21 protein-coding genes are annotated in these 24084 nt (G+C 69.9%); 13 read left to right on the top strand and 8 right to left on the bottom strand.

Annotated elements, in window-relative coordinates:
* The 3 genes from DW306_RS21155 to DW306_RS02315 all read left to right on the top strand — a co-directional run.
* Window positions 1-197, top strand: a 197-nt coding sequence (locus DW306_RS21155; RefSeq protein WP_168429203.1) for a hypothetical protein, incomplete at its 5' end; no start/stop codon positions are given.
* Between the two features lie 90 nt (window positions 198-287).
* Window positions 288-1886 (top strand): acyl-CoA carboxylase subunit beta, encoded by a 1599-nt coding sequence (locus tag DW306_RS02320; protein ID WP_136054031.1) that lies wholly within the window; start codon window positions 288-290, stop codon window positions 1884-1886.
* On the top strand, window positions 1883-2125 hold the full coding sequence (locus DW306_RS02315) for an acyl-CoA carboxylase subunit epsilon (protein ID WP_136054030.1): 243 nt from the start codon (window positions 1883-1885) through the stop codon (window positions 2123-2125). Before DW306_RS02320 ends, DW306_RS02315 begins: the two co-directional genes overlap by 4 nt.
* 22 nt (window positions 2126-2147) lie before the next feature.
* Here the strand turns inward: DW306_RS02315 and DW306_RS02310 are convergent, their stop codons facing one another.
* The 6 genes from DW306_RS02310 to DW306_RS02285 form a co-directional block, all read right to left on the bottom strand.
* Window positions 2148-5180, bottom strand: a complete 3033-nt coding sequence (locus DW306_RS02310; RefSeq protein WP_136054029.1) for a glycoside hydrolase family 38 C-terminal domain-containing protein — start codon at window positions 5178-5180, stop codon at window positions 2148-2150.
* Window positions 5181-5245: 65 nt separating this feature from the next.
* On the bottom strand, window positions 5246-6445 hold the full coding sequence (locus tag DW306_RS02305) for an ROK family transcriptional regulator (RefSeq protein ID WP_136054035.1): 1200 nt from the start codon (window positions 6443-6445) through the stop codon (window positions 5246-5248).
* A 250-nt stretch (window positions 6446-6695) separates the two neighbouring features.
* Window positions 6696-7703: a hypothetical protein gene (locus tag DW306_RS02300; protein ID WP_240747021.1), complete on the bottom strand. Its 1008-nt coding sequence runs from the start codon at window positions 7701-7703 to the stop codon at window positions 6696-6698.
* Window positions 7700-8935 (bottom strand): ATP-binding protein, encoded by a 1236-nt coding sequence (locus DW306_RS02295; RefSeq protein WP_136054027.1) that lies wholly within the window; start codon window positions 8933-8935, stop codon window positions 7700-7702. Before DW306_RS02295 ends, DW306_RS02300 begins: the two co-directional genes overlap by 4 nt.
* Complete coding sequence (locus tag DW306_RS02290; RefSeq protein ID WP_136054026.1) at window positions 8925-9584, bottom strand: response regulator transcription factor; 660 nt, start codon at window positions 9582-9584, stop codon at window positions 8925-8927. The genes DW306_RS02295 and DW306_RS02290 overlap by 11 nt, the downstream gene beginning before the upstream one ends.
* A 43-nt stretch (window positions 9585-9627) precedes the next feature.
* Window positions 9628-10875, bottom strand: coding sequence for a TRAM domain-containing protein (locus DW306_RS02285; protein ID WP_136054025.1), 1248 nt, complete (start codon window positions 10873-10875; stop codon window positions 9628-9630).
* 23 nt (window positions 10876-10898) lie between these two features.
* Between DW306_RS02285 and DW306_RS02280 the strand changes: the two genes are divergently transcribed.
* Together DW306_RS02280 and DW306_RS02275 are read left to right on the top strand one after the other, a co-directional pair.
* Window positions 10899-11537: a Maf family nucleotide pyrophosphatase gene (locus DW306_RS02280; protein ID WP_136054034.1), complete on the top strand. Its 639-nt coding sequence runs from the start codon at window positions 10899-10901 to the stop codon at window positions 11535-11537.
* A 78-nt stretch (window positions 11538-11615) separates the two neighbouring features.
* Window positions 11616-13382 carry a biotin carboxylase N-terminal domain-containing protein gene (locus DW306_RS02275; protein ID WP_136054024.1) on the top strand — a complete coding sequence of 589 codons (1767 nt, stop codon included), beginning with the start codon at window positions 11616-11618 and terminating at the stop codon, window positions 13380-13382.
* A 55-nt stretch (window positions 13383-13437) separates the two neighbouring features.
* On the opposite strand, the gene DW306_RS02270 is transcribed toward DW306_RS02275, so the two are convergent.
* Entirely contained in the window at window positions 13438-14886 is a 1449-nt protein-coding gene (locus DW306_RS02270) for an NAD(P)H-quinone dehydrogenase (protein ID WP_205814077.1), read from the bottom strand.
* A 48-nt stretch (window positions 14887-14934) separates the two neighbouring features.
* Here DW306_RS02270 and DW306_RS02265 point away from each other — a divergent pair, with 48 nt between their 5' ends.
* The 3 genes from DW306_RS02265 to DW306_RS02255 are packed head-to-tail and all read left to right on the top strand — an operon-like array spanning window position 14935 to window position 17731.
* Window positions 14935-15768, top strand: a complete 834-nt coding sequence (locus DW306_RS02265) for a purine-nucleoside phosphorylase (protein WP_136054022.1) — start codon at window positions 14935-14937, stop codon at window positions 15766-15768.
* 26 nt (window positions 15769-15794) lie between these two features.
* Entirely contained in the window at window positions 15795-17465 is a 1671-nt protein-coding gene (locus DW306_RS02260) for a phospho-sugar mutase (RefSeq protein ID WP_136054033.1), read from the top strand.
* A gap of 2 nt (window positions 17466-17467) precedes the next feature.
* A complete protein-coding gene (locus DW306_RS02255; RefSeq protein ID WP_136054021.1) occupies window positions 17468-17731 on the top strand; it encodes an HPr family phosphocarrier protein in 264 nt (87 codons plus the stop codon).
* A 9-nt stretch (window positions 17732-17740) separates the two neighbouring features.
* On the opposite strand, the gene DW306_RS02250 is transcribed toward DW306_RS02255, so the two are convergent.
* Complete coding sequence (locus DW306_RS02250) at window positions 17741-19663, bottom strand: PRD domain-containing protein (RefSeq protein WP_136054020.1); 1923 nt, start codon at window positions 19661-19663, stop codon at window positions 17741-17743.
* A 168-nt stretch (window positions 19664-19831) separates the two neighbouring features.
* Between DW306_RS02250 and DW306_RS02245 the strand changes: the two genes are divergently transcribed.
* From DW306_RS02245 to DW306_RS02225, 5 genes are read left to right on the top strand one after another with little or no spacing between them, the layout of a single operon-like run.
* Window positions 19832-20149, top strand: coding sequence for a hypothetical protein (locus tag DW306_RS02245; protein WP_136054019.1), 318 nt, complete (start codon window positions 19832-19834; stop codon window positions 20147-20149).
* Window positions 20146-20427, top strand: coding sequence for an HPr family phosphocarrier protein (locus DW306_RS02240; RefSeq protein ID WP_136054018.1), 282 nt, complete (start codon window positions 20146-20148; stop codon window positions 20425-20427). Before DW306_RS02245 ends, DW306_RS02240 begins: the two co-directional genes overlap by 4 nt.
* On the top strand, window positions 20424-22109 hold the full coding sequence (gene ptsP, locus DW306_RS02235) for a phosphoenolpyruvate--protein phosphotransferase (protein WP_136054017.1): 1686 nt from the start codon (window positions 20424-20426) through the stop codon (window positions 22107-22109). Before DW306_RS02240 ends, ptsP begins: the two co-directional genes overlap by 4 nt.
* Window positions 22106-23641 (top strand): PTS mannitol transporter subunit IICB, encoded by a 1536-nt coding sequence (locus DW306_RS02230; protein ID WP_136054016.1) that lies wholly within the window; start codon window positions 22106-22108, stop codon window positions 23639-23641. Before ptsP ends, DW306_RS02230 begins: the two co-directional genes overlap by 4 nt.
* A complete protein-coding gene (locus DW306_RS02225; protein WP_136054015.1) occupies window positions 23638-24069 on the top strand; it encodes a PTS sugar transporter subunit IIA in 432 nt (143 codons plus the stop codon). The genes DW306_RS02230 and DW306_RS02225 overlap by 4 nt, the downstream gene beginning before the upstream one ends.
* The last annotated feature ends 15 nt before the right edge of the window (window positions 24070-24084 follow it).

Below are 24084 nucleotides of genomic sequence, written 5' to 3'. Positions count from 1 at the left end.
GAGAGCAGGCGGAGCAGCAGGGCTGGAACATCGCCGAACGCGTGTCCGGCTGGGCCGGGCGGAAGGTCGGCGAGGTCACCACGCGACGCGGCAACCGCGCCGACCCGGAACTCACCGGGGGCGAGGGCACGGACCACCTGCAGGGCGGCCACGACCTCTCCGGCATCGCTCCGGCCTCCGACGCGCCGAAGAACTGACCTCGGCACCGCGACACTCAGGAGAGCGCCAAAGGATCAGTCGACCCGTTGTGGCGAGCATCCAACGGACAGCGACCGGCCGACGCTAGGGTGGAATCCGTGACGGACAAGCCCGACCTCTTTACCACCGCCGGCAAGATCGCGGATCTGCGCGCTCGCTACACCGAGGCCGTCGTCGACGCCGAGGTCAAGGCGAAGGAGAAGCAGCACGCCAAGGGCAAGATGACCGCCCGCGAGCGCATCGAACTCCTCGTCGACCCTGGGAGCTTCGTCGAGTTCGACGAATACGTGCGCCACCGCACGACCGCCTTCGGCATGGACCGCTCGCGCCCCTACGGCGACTCGGTCGTCACCGGAGTCGGCACCATCCACGGCCGCACGGTCGCCGTCTACTCTCAGGACTTCTCCACGTTCGGCGGCTCGCTCGGTGAGGTCGCGGGCGAGAAGATCATCAAGGTCATGGAGTTCGCCCTCGCCGGCGGCATGCCGTGCATCGGCATCCTCGACTCGGGCGGCGCCCGGATCCAGGAGGGCGTCGTCGCTCTCGGCAAGTACGGCGAGATCTTCCGCCTGAACACGCGGGCTTCCGGCGTGATCCCGCAGATCTCGATCATCATGGGCCCGGCGGCCGGCGGCGCGGTCTACTCGCCCGCTCTCACCGACTTCGTCATCATGGTCGACAAGACCAGCCAGATGTTCGTCACCGGCCCCGACGTGATCAAGACCGTCACCGGCGAAGACGTCGGCATGGAGGAGCTCGGCGGGGCGTACACCCACAACACCCGCTCCGGTGTGGCGCACTACCTGGCCGAGGACGAGGACGACGCGATCGATTACGCCCGTACCCTGCTCGGTTTCCTCCCCGACAACAACATGGCGGAGCAGCCGACCTACGAGAGCGCCTTCGAGTTCGAGACGACGGATGCCGATCGCTCGCTGAACACGATCGTCCCGGACTCCGCGAACCAGCCTTACGACATCAAGACGGTGATCGAGCACATCGTCGACCAGGGCGACTTCCTCGAGGTCCAGCCGCTGTTCGCTCCGAACATCGTCATCGGGTTCGGCCGGATCGAGGGCCGCTCGGTCGGCATCATCGCGAACCAGCCGTCTCAGATGGCCGGCACCCTGAACATCCAGGCCGGCGAGAAGGCGAGCCGGTTCGTGCGCTTCTGCGACGCCTTCTCGATCCCGATCGTCACCCTCGTCGACGTGCCCGGCTATCTGCCCGGAACCGATCAGGAGTGGGAAGGCGTCATCCGCCGTGGAGCCAAACTGCTCTACGCCTACGCCGAGGCGACCGTTCCGCTCGTCACCGTCATCCTCCGCAAGGCCTACGGCGGTGCCTACATCGTCATGGGATCGAAGCAGCTCGGCGCCGACATCAACCTCGCCTGGCCCACCGCCGAGATCGCCGTGATGGGTGGCCAGGGCGCGGTCAACATCCTCTACCGGGGCGAGATCAAGAAGGCGGAGGAGGCCGGCGAAGACGTCGCGGCCGTCCGCACCCGCCTGGCCAACGAGTACACCTACGATGTGGCCTCGCCGTTCCTCGCGGCAGAACGCGGCGAACTCGACGGGATCATCGAGCCGGCGAACACCCGCGTCTCGATCGCCAAGGCGCTGCGATCCCTGCGGGGCAAGCGGGCGGAACTGCCTCCGAAGAAGCACGGGAACATCCCGCTGTGACCGACCGGACCTCCTTTCCCGAGACGCCGGACGATCTGCCGCCGACGATCGAGATCACGCGCGGCACGGCGAACGAAGAAGAGCTGGCCGCCCTCATCGCCGTGATCACGGATGCGTACGCCTCGGAGTCGGCGGATGCCGTGGCCGATGAGCCGGTCGTGTCGGCGTGGCAGCGGACGCAGCGTCCGCTGCGCAGGCCGCTCCGTCGGGACATCCCCTGGGGACGCTTCTCCGGTTGAGCGGGAAGCGCTCGGTGCACCCCTAGCCTGCGGCGGGGAGCGACGCGGGATTGCGGAAGCGGAGCGTGACGAGCTGGAAGGCTCGGAGCTCGAGTTCGACGGTGCGGCCCTCGACGGCCCGGACGGCGCATGCATCGATCTCCCGCTCGAGCAGATCGGTCTCGACGACCGCGTCGACGTCGAAGACGGTCGAGAGCTGCGCCTTCGCCCGCCCGCCGTGCGCCTCGTACAGACGCACGATCACGTCTCCGCTGCGATCCTCGGCCAGCTTGACCGCCTCGACGACCACGGCGTCGGAGGACACGGCGAGCAGCGGCTCCACGGGCCCCGAGCCCGAGACCGGGCGCACCGGCAGATTCAGCCGGTAGCCCTCGCGGACGGCATCCGCGATGGTCGCATCCGGCCGGACGCTCACCGTGAACGTGTGCTCGCCCTGGTCCGCTTCGGGATCGGGGAACAGCGGCGCGCGCAGTAGCGAGAGCCGCACGGTGGTCGCCGTACCGCCGGCAGCACTCGGCGACCTCGTGATGTCGTGGCCGTAGGTCGCGTCGTTCGCGATGGCGACGCCGAAGCCGGGTTCTCCCACATGCACCCATCGATGTGCCACGGTCTCGAATCGTGCCGCGTCCCACGAGGTGTTCACGTGCGTCGGACGGTGCACATGACCGAACTGGATCTCCGACGTCGCACGATCGGTGTGCACGTCGAGGGGGAAGGCGAGCTTCAGGAGCTTCTGCCGCTCGTGCCAGTCGACCGTCGTCTCGATGTCGAGCGCGCGCCCGTCGGACGCGAGACGAAGAGCCTGCGTGATCCGTGAGCCCCCCAGCGCACGGACCACGCAGACGATTGCCGCCGACGGATGCGGGACGATGTCGATCGACACCACGTCCGTCACGTCGATGACGTGACGGCGGTAGTGCTCGTCGATGTCCCAGGCATCCCATCGGCTGGGCGTATCACGATGCAGCTGGAGGAGGTTCCCCCGCTCCCCCGCCGCAATCGCATCCCTCCCGGTCGCACGGGTGACGAGTGACGTCACCAGGCCTGCATCGTCGATCGACACCGTGAGGTGCTCGTTCTCCAACACGAAACCGCTCGCCGTCCGCGCGACCGACGCAGGGGTCCCCGGACCCTGCACGGCGGAGATCCCCATCGCCGCCGTTCCCTCTCGGGCGTAGGGCCCGGCGTCGGCGACCAGCTCGGTGTCTCCCGAACCGGCCACGACGGCCAGCGCCCCCGCGATGATCTGCTCCGTCGAGGCCAGCACCTCGGCGTAGCGTCTCTCTGCCTCCCGGTGCACCCATCCGATGGAGCTTCCGGGGAGGATGTCGTGGAACTGCTGCAGCAGCACGGTCTCCCATGCGGCGTCGAGCTCTGCGTAGGGGTAGGGCGCTCCGCGCAGGGCAGCGGCCGTCGCCCAGAACTCCGCTTCGCGCAGGGCGTGCTCGCTGCGCCGGTTCCCCCGCTTCGTGCGGGATTGCGACGTGTAGGTCCCCCGGTGGAACTCGAGGTACATCTCGCCCGTCCACACCGGCGGAGCCGGATACTCCGCCTCGGCCGCTTCGAAGAAGATCTTCGGCGTCGACAGCCTCACCGTGGGCGACCCCTCGAGCGAGCGCAATCGCACCGCGGCGGCGATCATCTCCCTGGTGGGCCCGCCGCCGCCGTCGCCGTAGCCGAACGGCACCAGCGAGGTGTTCGCGGCGCCCTTCTCGGCGTACTGCCGCTCCGCTCGGGCCAGCTCCTCACCCGAGAGCTGCGCGTTGTATGTGTCGACCGGGGGAAAGTGCGTGAAGATCCGCGAGCCGTCTATGCCATCCCAGAGGAAGGTGTGGTGGGGCATGACGTTCGTCTCGTTCCACGACATCTTCTGCGTCAGCATCCACCGCGATCCCGCCGCGCGCGCGATCTGCGGCAGCGCGGCGGAGTATCCGAAAGAATCAGGCAGCCAGACGTCCAGGGGCTCCACGCCGAACTCTTCGAGGAAGAACCGCTTGCCCCGCACGAACTGCCGCGCCAAGGCCTCACCGCCCGGCATGTTGGTGTCGGATTCGACCCACATCCCTCCGGCCGGCACGAAGCGCCCCCCCGCGATGGCCGCGCGCATCCGCTCGAACAGCTCCGGCTGGAACATCTTCATCCACGCGTACTGCTGCGCCGAGGATGCGGCGAACGAGAACTCAGGGTCTTCCTGCTGCAGGGCCAGCACGTTCGAGAACGTCCTCGCGACCTTGCGCTGCGTCTCACGGACGGGCCACAGCCACGCCGAGTCGATGTGGGCGTGTCCGACCGCGTGGAGGGCATGAGCGGAGGCGGATGCCGGCCGCGACAGCACCCCGGCGAGCGCGGCTCTGGCATCGGCGGCCGTGCCGGAGACGTCGTCCGGGTCGGTCGCATCGATCATCCGCTCGAGAGCGCGGAGGATCTCCGCGCGGCGCGGCGAATCGGTGGAGAGCGCCCCCATCAGTCCGCGCAGCACCGACACGTCCTGCAACAGCTCCCAGACGGTGACGTCGAGGACGCCGACATCCGCCTGACGGAGCACGTACCGCGGTTCGTCGCCCGCGGAGTCCCACTCGCCGAGTGGCGTCGGAGCGAAGGTCCAGCCCTCGGCGACATCCGGATTCGCCGCCGCCTCCAGATAGAGATCGATCGGATCCCCGGCGGCGCCGTCCAGCGGAACGTAGGCGTTCCTCGGCTCCACAGCCTTCACGATCGACCCGTCCGGCCGGTAGACCGTGCCCTCGGCCTGGAAGCCCGGCTCGGCCGTGTTGAACCCGAGATCGAACACCAGCTCGGCGCGCTGACCGGCATCGACCTCCGGGACGACCCCGGTCACATGCAGCCACATCGTGCCCCACGCGCGCCCCCAGGCCGTGCCGACCTCGAACGGAGCGAAGGATTGCTCCACGGCCTCGTCGAAGGCGACGGGCTCGCCCGGCGCGGTCCACGAGCGGAGCGTCAATCGCTCGGTACGCGCGTAGACGGCGGTGAGGAGGCGCTCCTGCACGAAGCGCCGGAGGCGCGCTTCGACGAGGGACGAGTTGTCGTGCATCGGTGATCCGATCGCTGGGGGCTCCCAGATAGTACATCGATTGGAGTTATCCCTCAAGCTGCCGGTCAGTCCTCCAGGAGCAGATCCGTCGTGCGAGGTGTCAGCACCGAGTCCAGCACGACGCAGGCGGCGCCCACCGCACCGACGTCCACTCCGACGACGGTGCCGGCGACGGGGAGCGTCCTCACCGCTCGGGTGGCGCTCAGCCGCTCCAGGCGACCGGGGATCTCGTTCAGGTACGCGGGCGCGAGACGCGACCAGAACGGCCCCCCGAGCACGACGCGATCCACATCGAGCATGTTCGTCAGCACGGCGGTGAGCACGGCGAGGTGGCCGGCCGACGCCCGCAGGACCCGCGCGGCCGGGGCATCCCCCGCGGCGGCGCGTTCGCACAGCCGCGTCAACCGCGCCTCGACGGCCTCGACATCGTTGACCTCGCGATCGTCCGGGAAGACCCCCGCATGCTCGGCCTGTTCGACGATCGCCTGCGGGGTGCACATCACCTCGACGCAGCCGCGGGACCCGCACAGGCACGCAGGACCGTCGGGATCGACCACGATATGCCCGACCTCACCGAGGTTCTGCGTGCTGCCGCGCACGACGTCGCCGTCCCTCGCGAGGGCGGCGCCGATCCCGGTGCCGAGATACACGAACACGAATGAATCGTCGGAAGAGCCGGGACGGGTCCAGAGCTCGCCCACGGCGGCCGCCGTCGTGTCCTTCTCCAGGGTGACGGGGAAGCCGGTCGCCTCCGCGAGCACGGCGCGCAGGGGCACCCGATGCCACCCGAGCAGCTTCGGCGGATCGATCACGGTGCCCTTGTCCGCATCGAGCGGTCCCGGGGCGGCCACTCCGACGCCGGCGATGAGCGAGCGGTCGACGCCGGCCGCGGAGATGAGCGTCTCGATCGTGGTCGCCATCGCGTCGACGATCTGCCGCGGATCCATCTTCGGCGTGCGCACGCCCATGCGTCGCACGACCGTGCCCGAGAGATCGAGGAGCACGAAGGTCATGACCGCCGGGTCGAGATGGACGCCGACCGAGAAGCGGCTCTCCGAGATGAGGCGCAGCGTCACGCGGGGTTTGCCCGGACCGTTGATGGTCCGCCCCGCCTCCCGGATGAATCCGTCATCGAGCAGTCGGCGCGTGATGTTCGTGACGGTCTGGGCGGAGAGCCCCGTCGCCTCGACGAGCTCGATCCTGCTCAGCCCCTCACCGGACCGCCGGATGGCCTCCAGTATCACCGACTGGTTGAAGTCGCCCATCCGCGGGAGATTGGTGCCGCGACGCGTTCCCATCGTCCAATGATCCCCCATCGACGGAAAATCCGTGTCCCCCAAAATACCTACAGACAAGCTCTTGACGACCCATCAGACTGTAGGAGACGCTTCGCGTTCGGCTGGTCTCTCTGTCCCAGGGTAGACAGACGCTGATCGGCCACTCGCGGACGGTTTTCGGGTAACTGTCCGCATGGCGAGGGGCAGGCGGCATCGCCGCCGCCCCTCGCCCACTCTTTCAGGGGGCCGTCGCCTCGCGCAGGATCTCGTGCCAGATCTCGACGGAATCGTCGTCGCCCGACGAGCGTGTGCCGGCGCGCCCGACCACGGTCACCGCCACGCGCGGATCCTTCGCCGAACGGATGATGATCCGCCGTGCGTCGGCGTTCGCCAGGGTCACCGCGAGTTCGTCCCGGATCTCCGCGCGACGGTGCTCGTCCACTCCGTCGAGACCGCCCTCGTCGAACACGGTGACCACACCGCCGCGACGCCGAGCGGCCTCGATCGCGTCGCGCACGGCGTCGTTGAGCAGGTCGGCCCCGCGCAGCTCGTCGCGCAGCCGACCTTCGGCCAGTCTCGCCTCGAGCTGCTCCTGCTCGTCGAGCGCTCCGCGCGACGCGACCACGCGACTCAGCACGGGCCCGGCGACGGCCAGCGCGAACTGCGTGCGCAGGCGTCGCTCGCGCTGGCGCACCAGCTGCGTGGCATGCCAGGCGGAGACCGCCTGCTGGATCTCGGCCAGTCGCTCGGTGTCGCGCACGGCCCGATCCCAGAACATCACCAGCAGCTGGGCGATGAGCACCCAGGTGGTCGATCCGACGAGTCCGAGGTTCAGGGCGACCGGCAGTCCCAGGTAGGCCCAGGATGTCGCGATGAGCAGCACCAGGACGAGCCATCCGATCAACGACCGGCGGCGCACGACGCAGACGACGGCGAGCAGACCCAGTCCGCCGATGTACGAGGTGGCGAAAGGCTCGGTACGATCCGACGCATCGAGCGACGACGTGACCAGCACGGGGACCAGCGCGCTCGTCACCGCGGCGAGCACGGCCGACCACATCGGCATCTGCACCGAAGTCGGGGCTCCGAGGATGGCGATGCTCACCACGACGAGGTAGAGCCCGATCGCCAGCACCATGAGCAGAGGAGCCGTCGGCTGCTCGATCCACCAGACCCCTCGCGCGACGAAGTACAGGGCGAAGCCCACGGCGAGGGAGGTGGCGACGCTGCGCACGGTGCGGTTCACGCGCGCTCCCATCCGAGGGTGACGATCGTGCCGTGCTCTCCGGAGTGGATATCGGCTGTTCCGGCGACCCCGGCCATCCGGGCGAAGATCGAGGCGCGGATGCCGAGACGGTCGGCACCGATCTCGTCGAGGTCGAACCCGGGGCCCGTGTCGGCGACGGTCACTCGGATGGCCTCGTCGCCGTGACCATCGACGATGATGTGCAGCCCGCGGCCGTTGGCGTGCGCGACGGCGTTGCCGATCGCCTGCCGGGCGGCCAGCACGAGCGCTCGGGCGGCACGGCCCGGGACGACACCCAGCCCACCCCGCTCCTCGACGATCGCGTCCGCGCCGAGCTCCGAGAGCGCCCGTCGCAACTCGACCACGATCTGCGCGGTCCCGACCGGCTCGTCGCTCCCCTCTTGGGCGACGGCGCCTTCTGTGTTGGCGAGACGGGTGAGCGCCTCCCGCGCCATCGTGACGGCGAGTTCGCGAGCACGTTCGCCGTCGGCACGCTCGCCGGCGATCAGAGCGGCGAGCACGCTGTCGTGCATCAGGGCGGACATCGCCACCCGCTCCTCCTCGGCCGCCGCCGCCGCGGCCGCTGCGGCGTACGAGGCCACGGCCTGCCCTCTGGCTTCATCCACACCCGCGGCGACCGAGCGGAACATCCAGCCGAGAGAGATGAGGATCACACCGAAGATGAGGGTGAACGACACGTCGAAGGCCGTCGTCACCCAGAATTCGCGCGAGAACTCGCCCTGCACGAGCCGCACGTACCCGTAGACGAACGGCACGCCCAATGCCCAGGCGAACTGGACCCGAAGAGGGAACGCGAGCATGGCGGCGGCGACGACCACGTTCACGAGGAAGAAGATCCACGGCTGATCGCGCGCGACCTTATCGAAGGGGTCGACGACGAGCGGCCATGCTGCGAGGGCGAGGACGTAGGCGATGGCGAACACGCCGGACGCGAGGCGCACGGCGCGGCCGATCACACAGGCCACCAGCGTGGCGGCGAGCGGCACGAAGACCAGGACGAGCGTCGCGACGTGCGGGACATCGGCGAAGGACATCGCACCCACTGCGGCGATCAGCGCCTGAGCCCCTACCGCTGCGGAGCCGATCGCGACGACGATCGCGAGGATCCGCTCCATGCGCTTGCCCGTGAAGCGCTCGAACTCGGTCTCCGCCGCGCCCGGAGAAGGGATCTTGCTCCAGGCGTCGCGGATGCTGAGCGGATCAACGGGCACTCGCGGCCCCGTCGGCGGCGACGATGCCGTCTTCCATGGCCCGGCGGAGGAGGTCCACCTTCGTCGGGGCGGGGCGGCCCACCTCGACGTACTTCACCCGGATCCGGGTGATGTTCTCCTTCGCGGTCGAGTACGCGACCCCGAGGCGCTCGGCGACGGCCTTGAGCGGCAGACCCGTCGCGTACAGGCGTAGCACTTCGCGTTCCCGCGACGACAGCTGCGCATCGGCGAAGGCCCGGTCTCCGTCGACGGCGCTCGCCCACTCGACGTTGTTCAGCGCCTCGCCCTGTGCGACGGTGCGGATCGCGTCGAGCACGTCGTCGAGGGCCGAGGACTTGCTGACCACACCCGCCGCGCCGGCGGCGAGCGCCTCGCGTACGGCGGCGGGCCGGTCGGCGACACTGTGGATCACGACGCTCGCGCCGTCGCCCACCAGCGAGCGCACGTTCTCGGTCACCGTCGTGCCGTCACCCAGGGTGAGGTCGAGCACCACGACATCGGCCGGGGCCGCGCCGGTCGCGCATCTCCACTCGAGATACGAGTTGACGGTGCTTCCGGAGAACACCACCGTCTGCCCGTCGCGCGCGCAGGCGGCCTCGAGACCGAGGCGAACGGACTCGTGATCGTCGATGAGTGCGACCGTGCTCATCCGCCCAGCCTAGTGAGTCCGCGAGGCGCACCCGCCAGCGGGGTCACCGGGTGAGCAGCGCGACGACCTCGAAGTGGTGCGAATGCGGGAACAGATCGAAGCCGCGGAGGCGGTCGACGTTCCAGCCGAGCGTCCGGAAGGTCCCGAGGTCACGGGCGAGCGCGACCGGATCGCAGGCGACGTAGGCGATCGCCTCGGGCGAGAGGGCGTGCACGGCGTCGACCACCTGTCGCCCCGCTCCCGCGCGCGGCGGATCGAGGATGACGGCTCCGGTGCGGCCGGCGCTCTTGCGCGACGAGAGGAAGGCGTCGACGCGAGCGGTCACCGCGGTGACGTCGAGCGGGGCGAGGTTCACGGCCGCGTGGGCGGTGGCCCGAGCGCTCGACTCGACCGTGACGATGTCGGTGCCGCCGAGGTCGGCGAGGGTCGCGGCGAACAGTCCGACGCCGCCGTACAGGTCGTAGTGGGTCCTCTCGTCGTCGACGTGGCCGTCGAGGATGCCGTACACCGCGGCGTCGAGCACGGATGCCGCCCGCGGGTGGACCTGCCAGAATCCCGTGGAGTCGACCTGGAAGCGCCGATCGCCGACGACCTCCTCGATCACTTCGGGAGTCGGACGACGCCGGAAGCCGCGTGCGACGCGGGCGGGGCGCTCCGTCTCCTCCCGCCGGATGACGCGCACCTGCCCGTCGGCCGGCTCGACGAGCTCGATGCGGCCGGGAGCCTCGCCGTGCAGCGCGAGGGCGGCCTCGGCGATGGCCGGACGCGAGAGCGGGTACGAGCTGACGGGGATGACGCGGTGGCTCCGCGCGGCGAACGGTCCCACCTGGCCGGCGTCGTCGACGTGCAGGGTGACGCGGGTGCGCCATCCGGTGCCGTCTCCGGACTCCACAGCCTCGATCTCGGGGGCGACGAGTCCTGTGCCGGCGAAACGGTCCAGGGCTTCGGTCAGCACCTGGCGCTTCAGCGTGCGCTGGTGCGACAGGTCGATGTGACCGAGATCGGCGCCGCCCGGACGGTCCGCGGGATCGCGAGACACGTCGGCCTCGGCCCAGATGTGCGGTCGACGATGCTCAGAGGCGTCGAGGACCTCGATCGTCTCAGCGCGCCAGAAGCTGCGCGTCGAAGCATCCGCGCCCTCCTGTCCGGCGATGAGCCGCGCACGCACGCGTTCCCCGGGGATCGCGTCCGACACGAACACCACCCGCCCTTCGTGGCGGGCGATGAACGTGCCACCGTGCGCGATCCCGGTGATGTCGAGTTCGAGCACGTCGGCTGGGGAGGAAGTCATCCTTCGAGGATACGGTGGTCGACATGCGCGTCTGCCTCGCCTCCACCTCTCCCGCCCGACTGATGCTGCTGCGACAGGCGGGCATCGAGCCCCTCACTCTCTCCCCCGACGTCGATGAAGACGCCGTCGCGGCCGCAGCCGCCGAAGAACGAGGGGCGGAACTCCTGCCCGACGAGCTCGTGCTGCTGCTCGCGCGGGCCAAGGCGGCCGATGTGGCGCGAAGGCTGGCCGATGAGGGCGAGTTCGACGGCCTGGTCATCGGCGGGGACTCGATGTTCGCCCTCGGCGGCCGTGTGTACGGCAAGCCCTACACGCCCGAGGAGGCGACCCGCCGCTGGCACGAGATGCGCGGCGCCACCGGCATCCTGCACTCCGGCCACTCCGTCTTCCGCGTCGCCCCCGGCGTCGCTCCGCTCGAGGCCACCGCCGTCGCGGCGGCATCCGTGACGTTCGCCGACGACATCGCCGACGAGGAGATCGCCGCCTACGTGGCCTCCGGGGAACCGCTCCACGTGGCCGGCGCCTTCACGGTCGACAGCCTCGGCGGCGCGTTCATCACCCGGGTGGACGGCGATCCGTCGACGGTCGTCGGCATGTCGCTGTCGACGATCCGGCGTCTGGCCGGAGAGCTCGGCGTCCGCTGGACGGATCTGTGGTCGTAGACTCCCGTCGACGTTTTCGCCACTTTCTTGTGGAGGGTCGTCAAATGGATCGAGGGGCCACTCGCTAGGCTGGCAACCATGCCTGCTATCGCCAAGGTGCTCATCGCCAACCGCGGCGAGATCGCCGTACGCATCATCCGCGCCGCCCGTGACTCCGGAATCGCCTCGGTCGCCGTCTACGCCGACCAGGACCGAGACGCTCTGCACACGCGACTCGCCGACGAGGCCTACGCCCTCGGAGGTGCGACCAGCGCCGAGACATACCTCCAGATCGAGAAGATCCTCTCCGTGGCCCGTCGTGCCGGGGCGGATGCCGTGCACCCGGGCTACGGCTTTCTCGCCGAGAACGCCGAGTTCGCGCGCGCCGTCATCGATGCGGGAATGATCTGGATCGGCCCGTCGCCTGCGGCGATCGAAGCCCTCGGCGACAAGGTCACCGCCCGCCACGTCGCCGAGAAGGTCGGCGCACCGCTGGCCCCGGGCACGCCAGGGCCGGTCGAGACGGCCGACGAGGTCGTCGCGTTCGCGAAGGAGTTCGGCCTGCCGATCGCCATCAAGGCGGCATACGGCGGCGGCGGGCGCGGCCTCAAGGTCGCCCGCGAGCTCGACGAGGTCGCCGAGCTGTTCGAGTCGGCCACCCGCGAGGCGGTCGCCGCCTTCGGGCGCGGCGAGTGCTTCGTCGAGAAGTACCTCGACAAGCCCCGCCACGTCGAGACCCAGTGCCTGGCGGATGCCGAGGGCAACGTCGTCGTCATCTCGACGCGCGACTGCTCGCTGCAGCGCCGCCACCAGAAGCTTGTCGAGGAGGCGCCCGCGCCGTATCTCACCGCGGAGCAGAACGACCTGCTCTACTCGGCGTCCAAGGCCATCCTGAAAGAGGTCGGCTATGTGGGTGCCGGCACCTGCGAGTTCCTGATCGGCGCCGACGGCACCGTGTCGTTCCTCGAGGTCAACACCCGCCTGCAGGTCGAGCACCCGGTGTCGGAAGAGGTCACCGGCATCGACCTGGTGCGCGAGCAGTTCCGCATCGCCGCCGGCGGGACCATCGACTACGACGACCCGACGCCGCAGGGGCACTCGATCGAGTTCCGCATCAACGGCGAGGACCCGGGTCGCGGGTTCCTCCCCCAGCCCGGACCGATCCACGTCTTCAAGACGTTCGGCGGCCCCGGCATCCGCCTCGACTCGGGCGTCACGGCCGGCGACTCGGTCTCCGGCGCGTTCGACTCGCTGCTGGCGAAGATCATCGTGACCGGCAAGGACCGCGCCGAGGCGCTGGAGCGCTCGCGTCGCGCCCTCGACGAGTTCGAGGTCGCCGGTATGCCGACCGTGCTCCCCTTCCACCGCAAGGTCGTGCGCGACCCCGCCTTCACTGCGGAGAACGGCGAGTTCGGGATCTTCACCCGCTGGATCGAGACCGAGTTCGTGAACGACATCCCCGCGTGGGACGGCGAGCTCGAGTCCCCCGAGTCCGGCACGTCGCGGCACACGGTCGTCGTCGAGGTCGCGGGCAAGCGCCTCGAGGTGAGCCTGCCCGATCGGGTCGCGGTCGCCCCGGGCACGGCCGGTCGCCCTGTGGCGGTGCCGCCGTCACGGCGCAGTCACGCCACCGTCGCGAACGCCGGAGCCTCAGGCGACGCGGTGAAGTCGCCCATGCAGGCGACGATCGTCAAGATCGCGGTCGAAGACGGCCAGCAGGTCGTCAAGGGCGACCTCGTCGTCGTCCTGGAGGCGATGAAGATGGAGCAGCCGCTGCAGGCCCATAAGGACGGAGTCGTGGGCAACATCAACGCGGATGCCGGGGCGACGGTCTCCGCCGGCCACCAGCTGCTCACCATCAGCTGACGAACGGACACGAGAAAGGGCGCCCCACCGAAGTGGGGCGCCCTTTCTGTCGGCGTCAGGAGATATAGCCGAGGTGCATCGCGCGGCTGGCGTCGGTGATGCTGCTCGACAGCGACGGGTAGGCGGCGAAGACGCGCGACACCTGGTCCACCGTGAGGCGCCGTTCGACGGCCACAGCGATCGGGTAGATGAGCTCGGAGGCCTTCGGCGCCACGATCACGCCGCCGATCACGGTGCCGGAGCCCTTGCGGGCGATGATCTTCACGAAGCCGTCCTTGATCCCCATCATCTTCGCGCGGGGGTTCGCGGCGAGCGGCAGCTTGTAGACGAGGCCGTCGGCGACGCCGTCCTCCACATCCTTCTCCGAGTAGCCGACCGTCGCGATCTCAGGGGCCGTGAAGATGTTCGAGGTGATCTTGATCAGCTCGAGCGGGATCACGATGTCGCCGAGTGCGTGGAACACGGCGGTGCGTCCCTGCATGGAGGCGACGGACGCGAGGGGGAAGAAGTTCGTGCAGTCGCCGACCGCGTAGATGTTCGGCACCGAGGTGCGCGCGACCTTGTTCACCCGCACATGCCCCGACTCGTTGAGCTCGATGCCCGCCTCCTCGAGTCCGATGCCCGCGGTGTTCGGGATCGAGCCGACCGCCATCAGGCAGTGGCTCCCCTCGACCGTGCGCCCGTCGGAGAGCGTGACCGTCACGCCGTCCTTCGTGGCCTCGACCTTGTCGGCGCGGGACTTCGAGAGCACGGTCATCCCGCCGCGCTTGAAGACCTTCTCGAGGACGCTCGCCGCATCCTTGTCCTCACCGGGGAGCACCTGCTCACGGCTCGAGATCAGCGTGACCTTCGCGCCGAGGTTCATGTAGGCCGAGGCGAACTCCGCGCCCGTGACACCGGATCCGACCACGATCAGGTGCTCGGGGAGCGCCTTCATGTCGTACAGCTGCGTCCAGGTCAGGATGCGCTTGCCGTCGGGCTTCGCGGAATCGAGCTCCCGAGGTGCGGCGCCGACGGCCACGATGATCGTGTCGGCCTCGACCCGGTCGAAGTCGGTGCCGCCCTGACCGGTCGAGACGATGATCGCGTTCGCGCCCTCGAGGCGGCCGTGCCCGGAGAGCATGCGCACGCCCGCCTCCAGGAGGGTGGAGCGCATGTCCTCCGACTGCTGACCGGCGAGCGCGAGGAGCCGCTTGTTCACCGCGGCGAGGTTGATCGCGATCTCGGGCTTGAGCGGCTTGCCGTGGTCGCCCTTGACGTAGAAGTTCACGCCGAGGTCGCTCGCCTCGGAGATCGCGACGGCGGCATCGGCCGTGGCGATCAGGCTCTTGGAGGGCACGACATCCGTCAGGACGGCGGCCCCGCCGACGCCCACGCGCTCGATCAGCGTCACCTCGGCTCCGAGCTGAGCGGCCGCGAGGGCCGCCTCGTATCCGCCGGGACCGCCGCCGAGCACGGCGACGCGCTGAGTGCGCTCGAAAGGGGTGGAAGTCATGGAATCCATTCTTCCGCAATCCTGGCCCCCGGCCCTCCACCTTCCTAGAGTGGATCCATGCCCGAAATCCACAGCAATCCTCTCGACGACCCGACCGCGAACCCGTTCGAGGTCGCCTCTCAGGCTGCCGCAGACATCGCGCGCCTGACCGGAGTCGAGCAGCACGACATCGCTCTCACCCTCGGCAGCGGCTGGGGCAAGGCCGCCGACATCATCGGCGAGACGGTCGCCACGATCCCCGCCACCGAGGTCACCGGATTCTCGAAGCCCGCCCTGGAGGGGCACGTCGGCACACTCCGCAGCATCCGCACCCCCGGCGGCAAGAACGTGCTCGTGATCGGCGCGCGCACCCACTACTACGAGGACCACGGCGTACGCAGGGTCGTGCACAGCGTCCGTACCGCCGCCGCCACGGGGGCGAAGATCATGGTGCTCACCAACGGCGCCGGCGGCATCCGCGAGACCTGGAAGCCCGGGCAGCCGGTGCTGATCAGCGACCACATCAACCTCACGGCGGACTCGCCGCTCGAAGGCGCGACGTTCATCGACCTCACCGACCTGTACGCGAAGCGTCTGCGCGACATCGCGCGCACGATCGACCCGAGCCTCGACGAGGGCGTGTACACGCAGTTCCGCGGCCCGCACTACGAGACGCCGGCCGAGGTGCAGATGGCGAAGACCATCGGGGGCCACATCGTCGGCATGTCGACCGCTCTCGAGGCGATCGCCGCCCGGGAGGCCGGCATGGAGATCCTCGGCTTCTCGCTCATCACGAATCTCGCTGCCGGTATCCAGCAGACGCCGCTCAGCCACGCCGAGGTCATCGAGGCGGGCCGCGAGGCCGAGCCCGTGATCTCCGCTCTCCTCGCCCGGGTGGTCGAGGCACTGTGAGCGACGAGCGTGTGAGCGACGAGCGTGTGAGCGACGAGCTGCTCGCCACGGCCCGCGCCTGGCTGCGACAGGACCCCGATCACGAGACCCGCGATGAGCTCGCCGCGCTGATCACCCGCGCCGGCGGCGGTGACGAGGCCGCCCTGGCCGACCTGGACGACCGCTTCGGCGCCCGTCTCGCGTTCGGAACCGCGGGTCTCCGCGGCGAACTCGGCGCCGGCAGCAACAGGATGAACCGCGTGCTCGTGGCGCAGGCCGCCGCCGGGTTCGCCGCCTATCTCATCGAGAAGGCGCACGGGGCGACGCCGACCGTGGTGATCGGCTACGACGGTCGCCGCAACTCCCGCGTGTTCGCGTCCGACTCGGCCGAGCTGTTCGCCGGTGCCGGGCTGCGCGCGATCCTGCTCCCCCGGCTGCTGCCCACGCCGGTGCTCGCCTTCGCGGTGCGGCACCTCGGCGCGGACGCAGGGGTCATGGTGACCGCCAGCCACAACCCGCCGAATGACAACGGCTACAAGGTGTACCTCGGCGGCGCCGATCAGGGTTCGCAGATCGTCGCCCCGGCGGATGCCGAGATCGCCGCGCAGATCCAGCGCGTCGCGGATGCCGGGGACGCGGCGGCCCTGCCCCGTTCGACGGCGTACGAGACCGCGGGCGAAGACATCGTCGAGGCCTACATCGCGGCCACCGCGGCCGTGGCTCCCGCACCGGAAGGCGCCTCCGAGCTGCGCTGGGTCTACACCGCGATGCACGGGGTGGGATGGGAGACGCTGTCGCGCATCCTGACCTCCGCCGGCTACCCGCAGCCGGTCGTCGTCGACGAGCAGCTCACGCCCGACGCCACGTTCCGCACGGTGTCGTTCCCCAACCCCGAAGAGCCGGGGGCGATGGATCTCTCCTTCGCTACGGCGCGTCGGGCGAAGGCCGACTTCATCCTGGCGAACGATCCGGATGCCGATCGCCTCGCCCTCGCGATCCCCGACGAGTCGGTGCCCGGCGGCTGGCGACGTCTGACCGGCAACGAGGTCGGGCTGCTGCTCGGGGCTCGCGCGGCGCGCGCGGCCGCAGGCACTCCGGGCGCCTCTCTCGCCTGCTCCCTCGTCTCGTCACCGGGGCTCGCCGCCGTCGCCGCGCACCACGGCCTGGACTTCCACGAGACGCTCACGGGATTCAAGTGGATCTCCCGTGCCCCCGGGATCGTCTTCGGCTTCGAGGAGGCGCTCGGCTACCTCGTGAATCCGGAAACCGTCCGCGACAAGGACGGCATCTCCGCGGCGATCGCGATCCTCGGACTGGTCGCCGAGGCGCATGGCCGCGGGGCGACCCTCGCCGATCTGCTCCGAGAGCTGGGCGAGACGTACGGGCATTTCGCCAGCGGACAGGTGTCGGTGCGCGTCGAGGACGTCTCGGTCATCGGGAACGTGATGCTGGCTCTGCGCACCCTGCCGCCGACGCAGATCGCCGGTCGCTCCATCGCCTCGGCGGAGGATCTGCTGCAGGGACGCCCGGGCCAGCCGTCCGGCGACGTGCTACGGTACCGCCTCACCGACGGCTCGCGCGTGATCGTGCGCCCGAGCGGCACCGAGCCCAAGCTCAAGGTCTACATCGACGCTCGCGCGGACTCCGCCGAGGGTGCGCTGGCGGCCGTGGCAGACCTCGAGGCAGGCGTCCGGGCCCTGCTCGACGAGCGCTCCTGATCATGCCGTCCCGACGGGTCATCGTCAGTGCGCACAACGGCGTGCACGCGCGCCCTGTCGCCGAGCTCGTGCGTCTCGCGCAGTCCCACGACTCGGCGATCACGCTCCGCACCGCCGACGGGTCGACCGTGGACCTCAGCAGCGTCCTCGCCGTGATGGATCTCGCGATCGGCCCCGGCGATGCGGTCGTGCTGGAGACCGCGGATTCGGCATCGTCCGACGCCGTGCTCGAACAGCTCGCCGAGGTGCTCGACCCGACGGCGTGACGACGGTGCTCAGCCGTCGATGACGGCGACGAGCTCGTCGAGGAAGGCTTCGAAGGTCGTGCCCCGGCGGACGATCCGCTGCACGCTCTCGCGTTCGCTGAACACCTCGACGAGCTGCTCGAACACGGTCTGGAAAGCGGCACGGTCGCTCTCGCTGAAGGCCGCGAGCGCGACGACCTGCACGCGCCCGTCGCCCCACGCCGCCGAGCCGTCGGTGACCCCGATCGCGATCGCGGTGCGCGTGGCGGTCATCTGCAGTGCATGCGGCACGGCCAAGGCGTCGGTGAACGCGGTGGACGACATCCGCTCGCGCACGATCGTGTTCTCGACGTAGTCCTCGCCGATCAGTCCGACATCGATGAGCAGCCCGCCCAGGCGGCGGATGATCGCCTCCTCGCCCTCGTCCGGCAGCGGGAAGACGTACGCCTCCGGGTGGAAGTACCGGGCGAGCTCGCCGCGCAGTCTCGTGAGCCGACGACCGCGGCGGACGCGCGCCGCGGCCTGCTGGATGCGGTCGACGTCGGCGTCGGTCAGGAAGGGCTGGATGCGCACGAAGCGGTCGCCCGACGACCCGGGCTCGATCGTGCTGAGAACCAGATCGGTGTCGAACGACGCCCAGTCGGGGTCGACGTTGGTGACGACGCTCGTCACCTCGATCGCCGACCCCAGCGAACGGTCGACGCTGGAGCGCAGCAGCTCGTGCAGCTCGTAGTAGCCGGGGCACACGATCGTCGCGGTCAGGATGGACTCGGCCTTCCGGCTGCGCTCGAGGCGCCCACCGACGTGCATCGCGATGTACGCGATCTCGTCGTCGTGGATCGGCGTTCCGACACGGTCGTGCAGTCCGCTGGCGATCGAGACGGCGACCTCGAAGATCATCGGGTAGGTCGTCTTGAGGGAGCGGGTGAGCGGGTTGCGCGTCAGGGCGCTCTCCTCCGCACGACGCAGCAGGTTCTGCACGTGGAGCGCGAGGCGGAGCACGAAGGTCTCGTCGACGAGATCGACCTGATAGTCGTCGGCCGCCCGTGCGATCTCGGCGCGCACGGCCGCCTCGACCTCGGGATCCACGCCGCTGCGCGCGACATCGCGGGTGGCGTCCTCCCCCGGAGCGACGATGCGCGTGAGCACCAGGGACGCGAGATGGCTGCTGTCGCCCTCGCCGAGCACGACATCGAAGTTCTCCGCCGCCAGCCGCGCGATGACGGCGCCCACTCGAGGGATCTCCTCCCTGGCGCCGGCCGGCGAGGAGTCGAGCGCGTGACCGGCGGCGACCCGCTCCGCCGCGATCGCGATGTGCAGCAGCACGTCGGCGATCGCGAGCTCGTTGACGTAGTAGCCCAGCTCGCCGAGCTCGCGCACCAGTGCGGTCTTGAACGGCCCGACGGCGTGCGCGGCGACGGCGCTGCCGGAGAGCGCCCGACGGAAGGTCTCCGGATGGAACGACGCGTCGTCCATCTCGTCGTGCGCCAGCCGGCTGAGCAGCCGCCGCTGGGCGGCCTCGTTCCCCCGCAGCCGCACGGTCTCGCGATCCCGCTCCAGGGTGAGGTCGGTGCCGTCGAGCAGGCCGCGCACCCGCACCAGGTCCGCCTCCAGGGTCGCCTCGCTGACGTGCAGCTCATCGGCGGTGTCGAAAACGTCGATCCCCGCCGGCAGGTCGAGCAGGGTGCGCACGAGCGCATGCAGGCGATCGCGGGGCGCGGACTCCCCCGTCTGCCTCATGCGGATCGCGCCGCGCGCACCGGGTCCGGCGCGGTACCCCGCGGGTCCCGACTCGATCACCCCGGCGCCCGGGGTCCGGGCGTTCAGCGCGGCGACGTACGAGCGGATGCTGCGCGGCGTGACCCCGAGAACGTCGGCGAGGGTCGCGGCCGTCGCCCAGCCCTCCTGCCGGAGCAGGGTGGAGAGGAGCTGGTCCTGACGCTGTCGCGACATGATCCCTCCGACTTCCCCACGTGCTGACTGCACTGTCCTGGCGTGACCTCCATGATGTCAGCTACCGGGGTGCCCGCGCGCGGAAGCCGCTGTTCCGCGGGGGCGGAAAGGAACCTGTTGGCGCAGCCGGCCGATGGTTCACAGACTGTTCTCAGGAAGGTGGAATCGATGAGGATCCTCGTGGTGTGCGGCGCCGGTGCGTCGAGCACGTTCGTCGCCCAGCGACTCCGGCGGGCAGCGTCCCATGCCGGGCTCGACTGGGAGGCATCGGCCGGTATGGAGCACTCCGTCTCGGGGAGCGACCACGACCTGATCCTGGTCGGTCCCCATCTCGCAGACCGCCTGGACACGATCCGCGAGCACGCGCACTCTCCCGTCGCCGTGCTCCCGGACGATGTGTTCGCGGACCGCGACGGGGCTCTCACGCTCGAGTTCGCACGATCCTTCCTCGCCGACCTCAGGAACACCCCGAAAGGAACATCATGACCGCCACACGCACCGTTCGGATCGGCTCCTCCCACGGATTGCACGCGCGTCCGGCCAAGCTCTTCGCACAGGCCGCGAAGGAGTCGGGCCTCACCGTCACGATCGCGAAGGACTCGGGCAAGCCGGTCAACGCCGCCAGCATCCTCGGGGTCATCTCGCTCGCCGTCGAATACGGCGACTACGTCACCCTGACCGCGGACGGCGACGGCGCCGAAGGCGTGCTGGACACGCTCACCGAACTGCTCACGACCGACCACGACCAGGACGCCGCCGGATGAGCGAGCTGCGCGGTGTGGGCATCGGCCTGGGCGTCGCCCAGGGCCCGGTCATCCGTATGACGGAGCCCGTGCCCGCGCCCGACGACTCCCCGAGCACGATCGGCGCCGAGGCGGAGCGTGCCAGGGTGCGCGAGGCCATCTCGGTCGTCGCGCAGGAGCTGAACGCGCGCGGCGAGACCGCCGGCGGTTCGGCGCAGGAGGTGCTCGAGGCGCAGGCGATGATCGCCGAGGACCCGACGCTGCAGGACGAGGTCGACGGCCGGATCGACGCAGGTGCGACGGCCGAGTGGGCCGTGCACGACGCCTTCGCCGGGTTCCGTGCGACCCTCGAGGCCGTCGGCGGCTACCTCGGCGAGCGCGCCGCCGATCTCGACGACATCGCTCAGCGGGTGCTCGCCCGCCTGCGCGGCGTCGATGCACCCGGAGTCCCCGACCCGGGGCATCCGTTCGTGCTGGTGGCGCGCGACCTCGCCCCCGCCGACACGGCCCTGCTCGACCTCGACCAGGTGCTGGGGCTGATCACGGTCGACGGCGGTCCGACCTCTCACACGGCGATCCTCGCGCGAGAGAAGGGCATCGTCGCGATCGTCGGCGTCGCCGACGGCTTCACGCTCGAGAACGGCGAGACGGTGATCGTCGACGCGGCCGCGGGCGTCGTGACGACCGACCCGACGACGGAGGAGAAGGACCGCGCCGCACAGCGCGCGGCCGCTCGCATGTCGGCCGATGCTGCACCACTGACTCCCGGCGCCCTCGCCGACGGCACGCCGATCGCGCTGCTGGCGAACCTGGGGAAACCCGCGGACGCGGCCGATGCGGTCGAACGGGGGGCCGAGGGCGTCGGGCTCTTCCGCACTGAGTTCCTGTTCCTGTCATCCGCCCAGGCTCCGACGGTCAGCCAGCAGCGGGAGGCGTACCGGGAGCTCCTGGCCGCGTTCCCCGGCAAGAAGGTCGTCGTGCGGGTCCTGGACGCCGGTGCCGACAAGCCGCTCGCGTTCCTCAACGACGCGCACGAGGAGAATCCCGCTCTCGGTCTGCGTGGGATCCGCGCGCTGCGTGCCAGCGAAGACATCCTGCGCGAGCAGCTCACCGCTCTCGCGGAAGCGGATGCCACGACCGAGGCCGACCTCTGGGTCATGGCCCCGATGGTGGCGACCGTCGAGGAGACCGTCTACTTCACGGCCCTGGCCCGTGAGTACGGTCTGAAGACCGCCGGCGTGATGGTCGAGGTCCCGTCGAGCGCCCTGCTCGCGGATCGCGTGCTCGCGCATGCCGACTTCGCGTCGATCGGGACGAACGACCTGACCCAGTACACGATGGCCGCCGACCGCCTGCTCGGCTCGGTGGCCGGGTTCCAGGACCCGTGGCATCCAGCGGTCCTCCGCCTGGTACGCGAGGTCGGCGCGGCGGGTGCCCGTCTGGGCAAGCCGGTGGGCATCTGCGGCGAGGCAGCCGCCGATCCGCTGCTGGCCGTCGTGCTCGTCGGGCTCGGCGCCACCAGCCTGTCGATGGCGCCGTCCGCCCTCGCGGACGTACGGCTCACCCTCTCCGGACGCACCCTCGACGAAGCCCGCGGCCTCGCCGAGGCGGCCCTCGCCGCCGATGACGCGGCTTCTGCCCGAAAGGCCGTGGCGACGCTCGCCGCGGAACTCCCCCCTCACAAGAAAGAGACGACATCATGACGACGACGTCACCTGCCGCCACGAAATCCGGCGGCCTCCGAACGGGCGTGCAGCGCTTCGGCACGTTCCTGTCCGGAATGATCATGCCCAACATCCCCGCGCTCATCGCGTGGGGGATCATCACCGCATTCTTCATCCCGGTGGGCTGGACGCCGAACGAACAGCTGGCGACCCTCGTCGGCCCGATCATCCACTACCTGCTGCCGATCATCATTGCCTACACGGGCGGGACGATCGTCTACAAGACCCGAGGCGGCGTCGTGGCCGCCATCGCAGTGATGGGTGCGATTGCCGGGTCGGACTACCTGATCGCACAGGTGAACGCGACCCTCCCGGCCGACAACCAGCTCGGACAGATCCACATGTTCATCGGCGCGATGATCATGGCGCCACTGGCCGCCTATTCGATGAAGTGGCTCGACTCGCTGTGGGACGGCAAGATCAGGGCGGGCTTCGAGATGCTCGTCAACATGTTCTCGGCCGGCATCTGGGGCTTCGTCCTGGTCGTCATCGGGTTCTACCCGGTCGCGTGGCTCGTCAACGGTCTGATGAACGTGCTGTCCACCGCGGTCAACTGGCTCGTCGAGACGAATCTCCTGCCCCTGACGAGCATCCTCATCGAGCCGGCCAAGGTGTTCTTCCTGAACAACGCGATCAACCACGGTGTACTCACCCCGCTCGGCACGCAGCAGGCGGCCGAGAGCGGCAAGTCGATCCTCTTCCTCCTCGAGGCGAACCCCGGCCCCGGCGTCGGCCTGCTCCTCGCGTTCACGATCTTCGGCATCGGTGCGGCGCGCGCGTCGGCTCCCGGCGCCGCCGTCATCCAGTTCGTCGGCGGAATCCACGAGGTGTACTTCCCGTTCGCGCTGATGAAGCCCGTGCTGATCATCGCCCTGATCGCGGGAGGCATGACCGGTGTCACCACGAACATGCTCTTCGGAACCGGACTGATCGCGCCGGCCGCGCCAGGAAGCATCATCGCCGTTCTCGGGCAGACGTTCCGCACCGATTACCTGGGGGTCATCCTCTCGGTCATCCTGTCGGCGGCGGTCACCTTCATCATCTCGATGATCATCCTGCGCGCGAGCCGCAAGAAGGACCTCGCCAAGGAGGACGCCTTCGCTGCGGCGGTCGCTCAGACCACGGCCAACAAGGGCAAGTCCTCCGACGCGCTGAGCGGTCTGGCTGCCCAGGCGGCCGCGGGCTCCACCGCGGGCGGCGTCGCGACGGACCGCAAGATCGAGAACGTGGTGTTCGCCTGCGACGCCGGCATGGGCTCGTCCGCGATGGGCGCCAGCGTCCTCCGCAACAAGTTCAAGAAGGCCGGGGTCGACGGCATCACCGTGACGAACCAGGCGATCGCGAACCTCGACGGCACGGCGGACCTCGTGATCACGCAGCAGCAGCTGACCGATCGTGCGAAGTCCCAGTCGCCGAACTCGATCCACGTGTCCGTCGACAACTTCATGAACGCGCCGCAGTATGAAGAGGTCGTCGAGATGGTGCGCGAGCAGCGAAAGGAAACCCCATGAGCGTTCTGACCCTCGGCCAGGTCCGCATCCACTCCGGCAGCAGCACCCAGGAGGCCGCCCTCCAGGAGGCCACCGACATCCTCGTCTCGGCGGGCGCCGTCACTCCCGCGTACGTCGACGCGATGCGTCAGCGCGAGGAGACGGTCTCGACCTACATGGGCAACGGTCTCGCGATCCCGCACGGCACGAACGAGACGAAGGACGCGATCCTCGGCTCCGCCCTGTCGGTGGTCCGCTACGACGGCGGCGTCGACTGGGCGGGCGAGCCCGCGACGTTCGTGATCGGCATCGCCGGTCGCGGCGACGAGCATCTCGAGATCCTCTCGCAGATCGCGATCCTCTTCTCCGACGACGACGACGTCGCGAAGCTGAACGCCGCCCAGACCCCGGACGAGCTGTTCGCCCTGCTCTCCGCCGTCAACGACTGATGAGCGGTGACGGAG

It is taken from the genome of Microbacterium sp. K24, from assembly GCF_004794465.1.
Classification (GTDB): domain Bacteria; phylum Actinomycetota; class Actinomycetes; order Actinomycetales; family Microbacteriaceae; genus Microbacterium.
Note: the sequence above shows the minus strand (reverse complement) of the source record. Positions and strands in the feature narration are given on the sequence as shown.

Coding starts and splice junctions, on each gene's coding strand:
- DW306_RS02310 (WP_136054029.1), bottom strand. CDS start 5,180: ATGCACGACAACTCGTCCCTCGTCGAAGCGCGCCTCCGGCGCTTCGTG.
- DW306_RS02305 (WP_136054035.1), bottom strand. CDS start 6,445: ATGGGCGACTTCAACCAGTCGGTGATACTGGAGGCCATCCGGCGGTCC.
- DW306_RS02265 (WP_136054022.1), top strand. CDS start 14,935: ATGCCCGAAATCCACAGCAATCCTCTCGACGACCCGACCGCGAACCCG.
- DW306_RS02255 (WP_136054021.1), top strand. CDS start 17,468: ATGCCGTCCCGACGGGTCATCGTCAGTGCGCACAACGGCGTGCACGCG.
- ptsP (WP_136054017.1), top strand. CDS start 20,424: ATGAGCGAGCTGCGCGGTGTGGGCATCGGCCTGGGCGTCGCCCAGGGC.
- DW306_RS02270 (WP_205814077.1), bottom strand. CDS start 14,886: ATGGATTCCATGACTTCCACCCCTTTCGAGCGCACTCAGCGCGTCGCC.
- DW306_RS02240 (WP_136054018.1), top strand. CDS start 20,146: ATGACCGCCACACGCACCGTTCGGATCGGCTCCTCCCACGGATTGCAC.
- DW306_RS02250 (WP_136054020.1), bottom strand. CDS start 19,663: ATGTCGCGACAGCGTCAGGACCAGCTCCTCTCCACCCTGCTCCGGCAG.
- DW306_RS02245 (WP_136054019.1), top strand. CDS start 19,832: ATGAGGATCCTCGTGGTGTGCGGCGCCGGTGCGTCGAGCACGTTCGTC.
- DW306_RS02275 (WP_136054024.1), top strand. CDS start 11,616: ATGCCTGCTATCGCCAAGGTGCTCATCGCCAACCGCGGCGAGATCGCC.
- DW306_RS02225 (WP_136054015.1), top strand. CDS start 23,638: ATGAGCGTTCTGACCCTCGGCCAGGTCCGCATCCACTCCGGCAGCAGC.
- DW306_RS02290 (WP_136054026.1), bottom strand. CDS start 9,584: ATGAGCACGGTCGCACTCATCGACGATCACGAGTCCGTTCGCCTCGGT.
- DW306_RS02230 (WP_136054016.1), top strand. CDS start 22,106: ATGACGACGACGTCACCTGCCGCCACGAAATCCGGCGGCCTCCGAACG.
- DW306_RS02285 (WP_136054025.1), bottom strand. CDS start 10,875: ATGACTTCCTCCCCAGCCGACGTGCTCGAACTCGACATCACCGGGATC.
- DW306_RS02280 (WP_136054034.1), top strand. CDS start 10,899: ATGCGCGTCTGCCTCGCCTCCACCTCTCCCGCCCGACTGATGCTGCTG.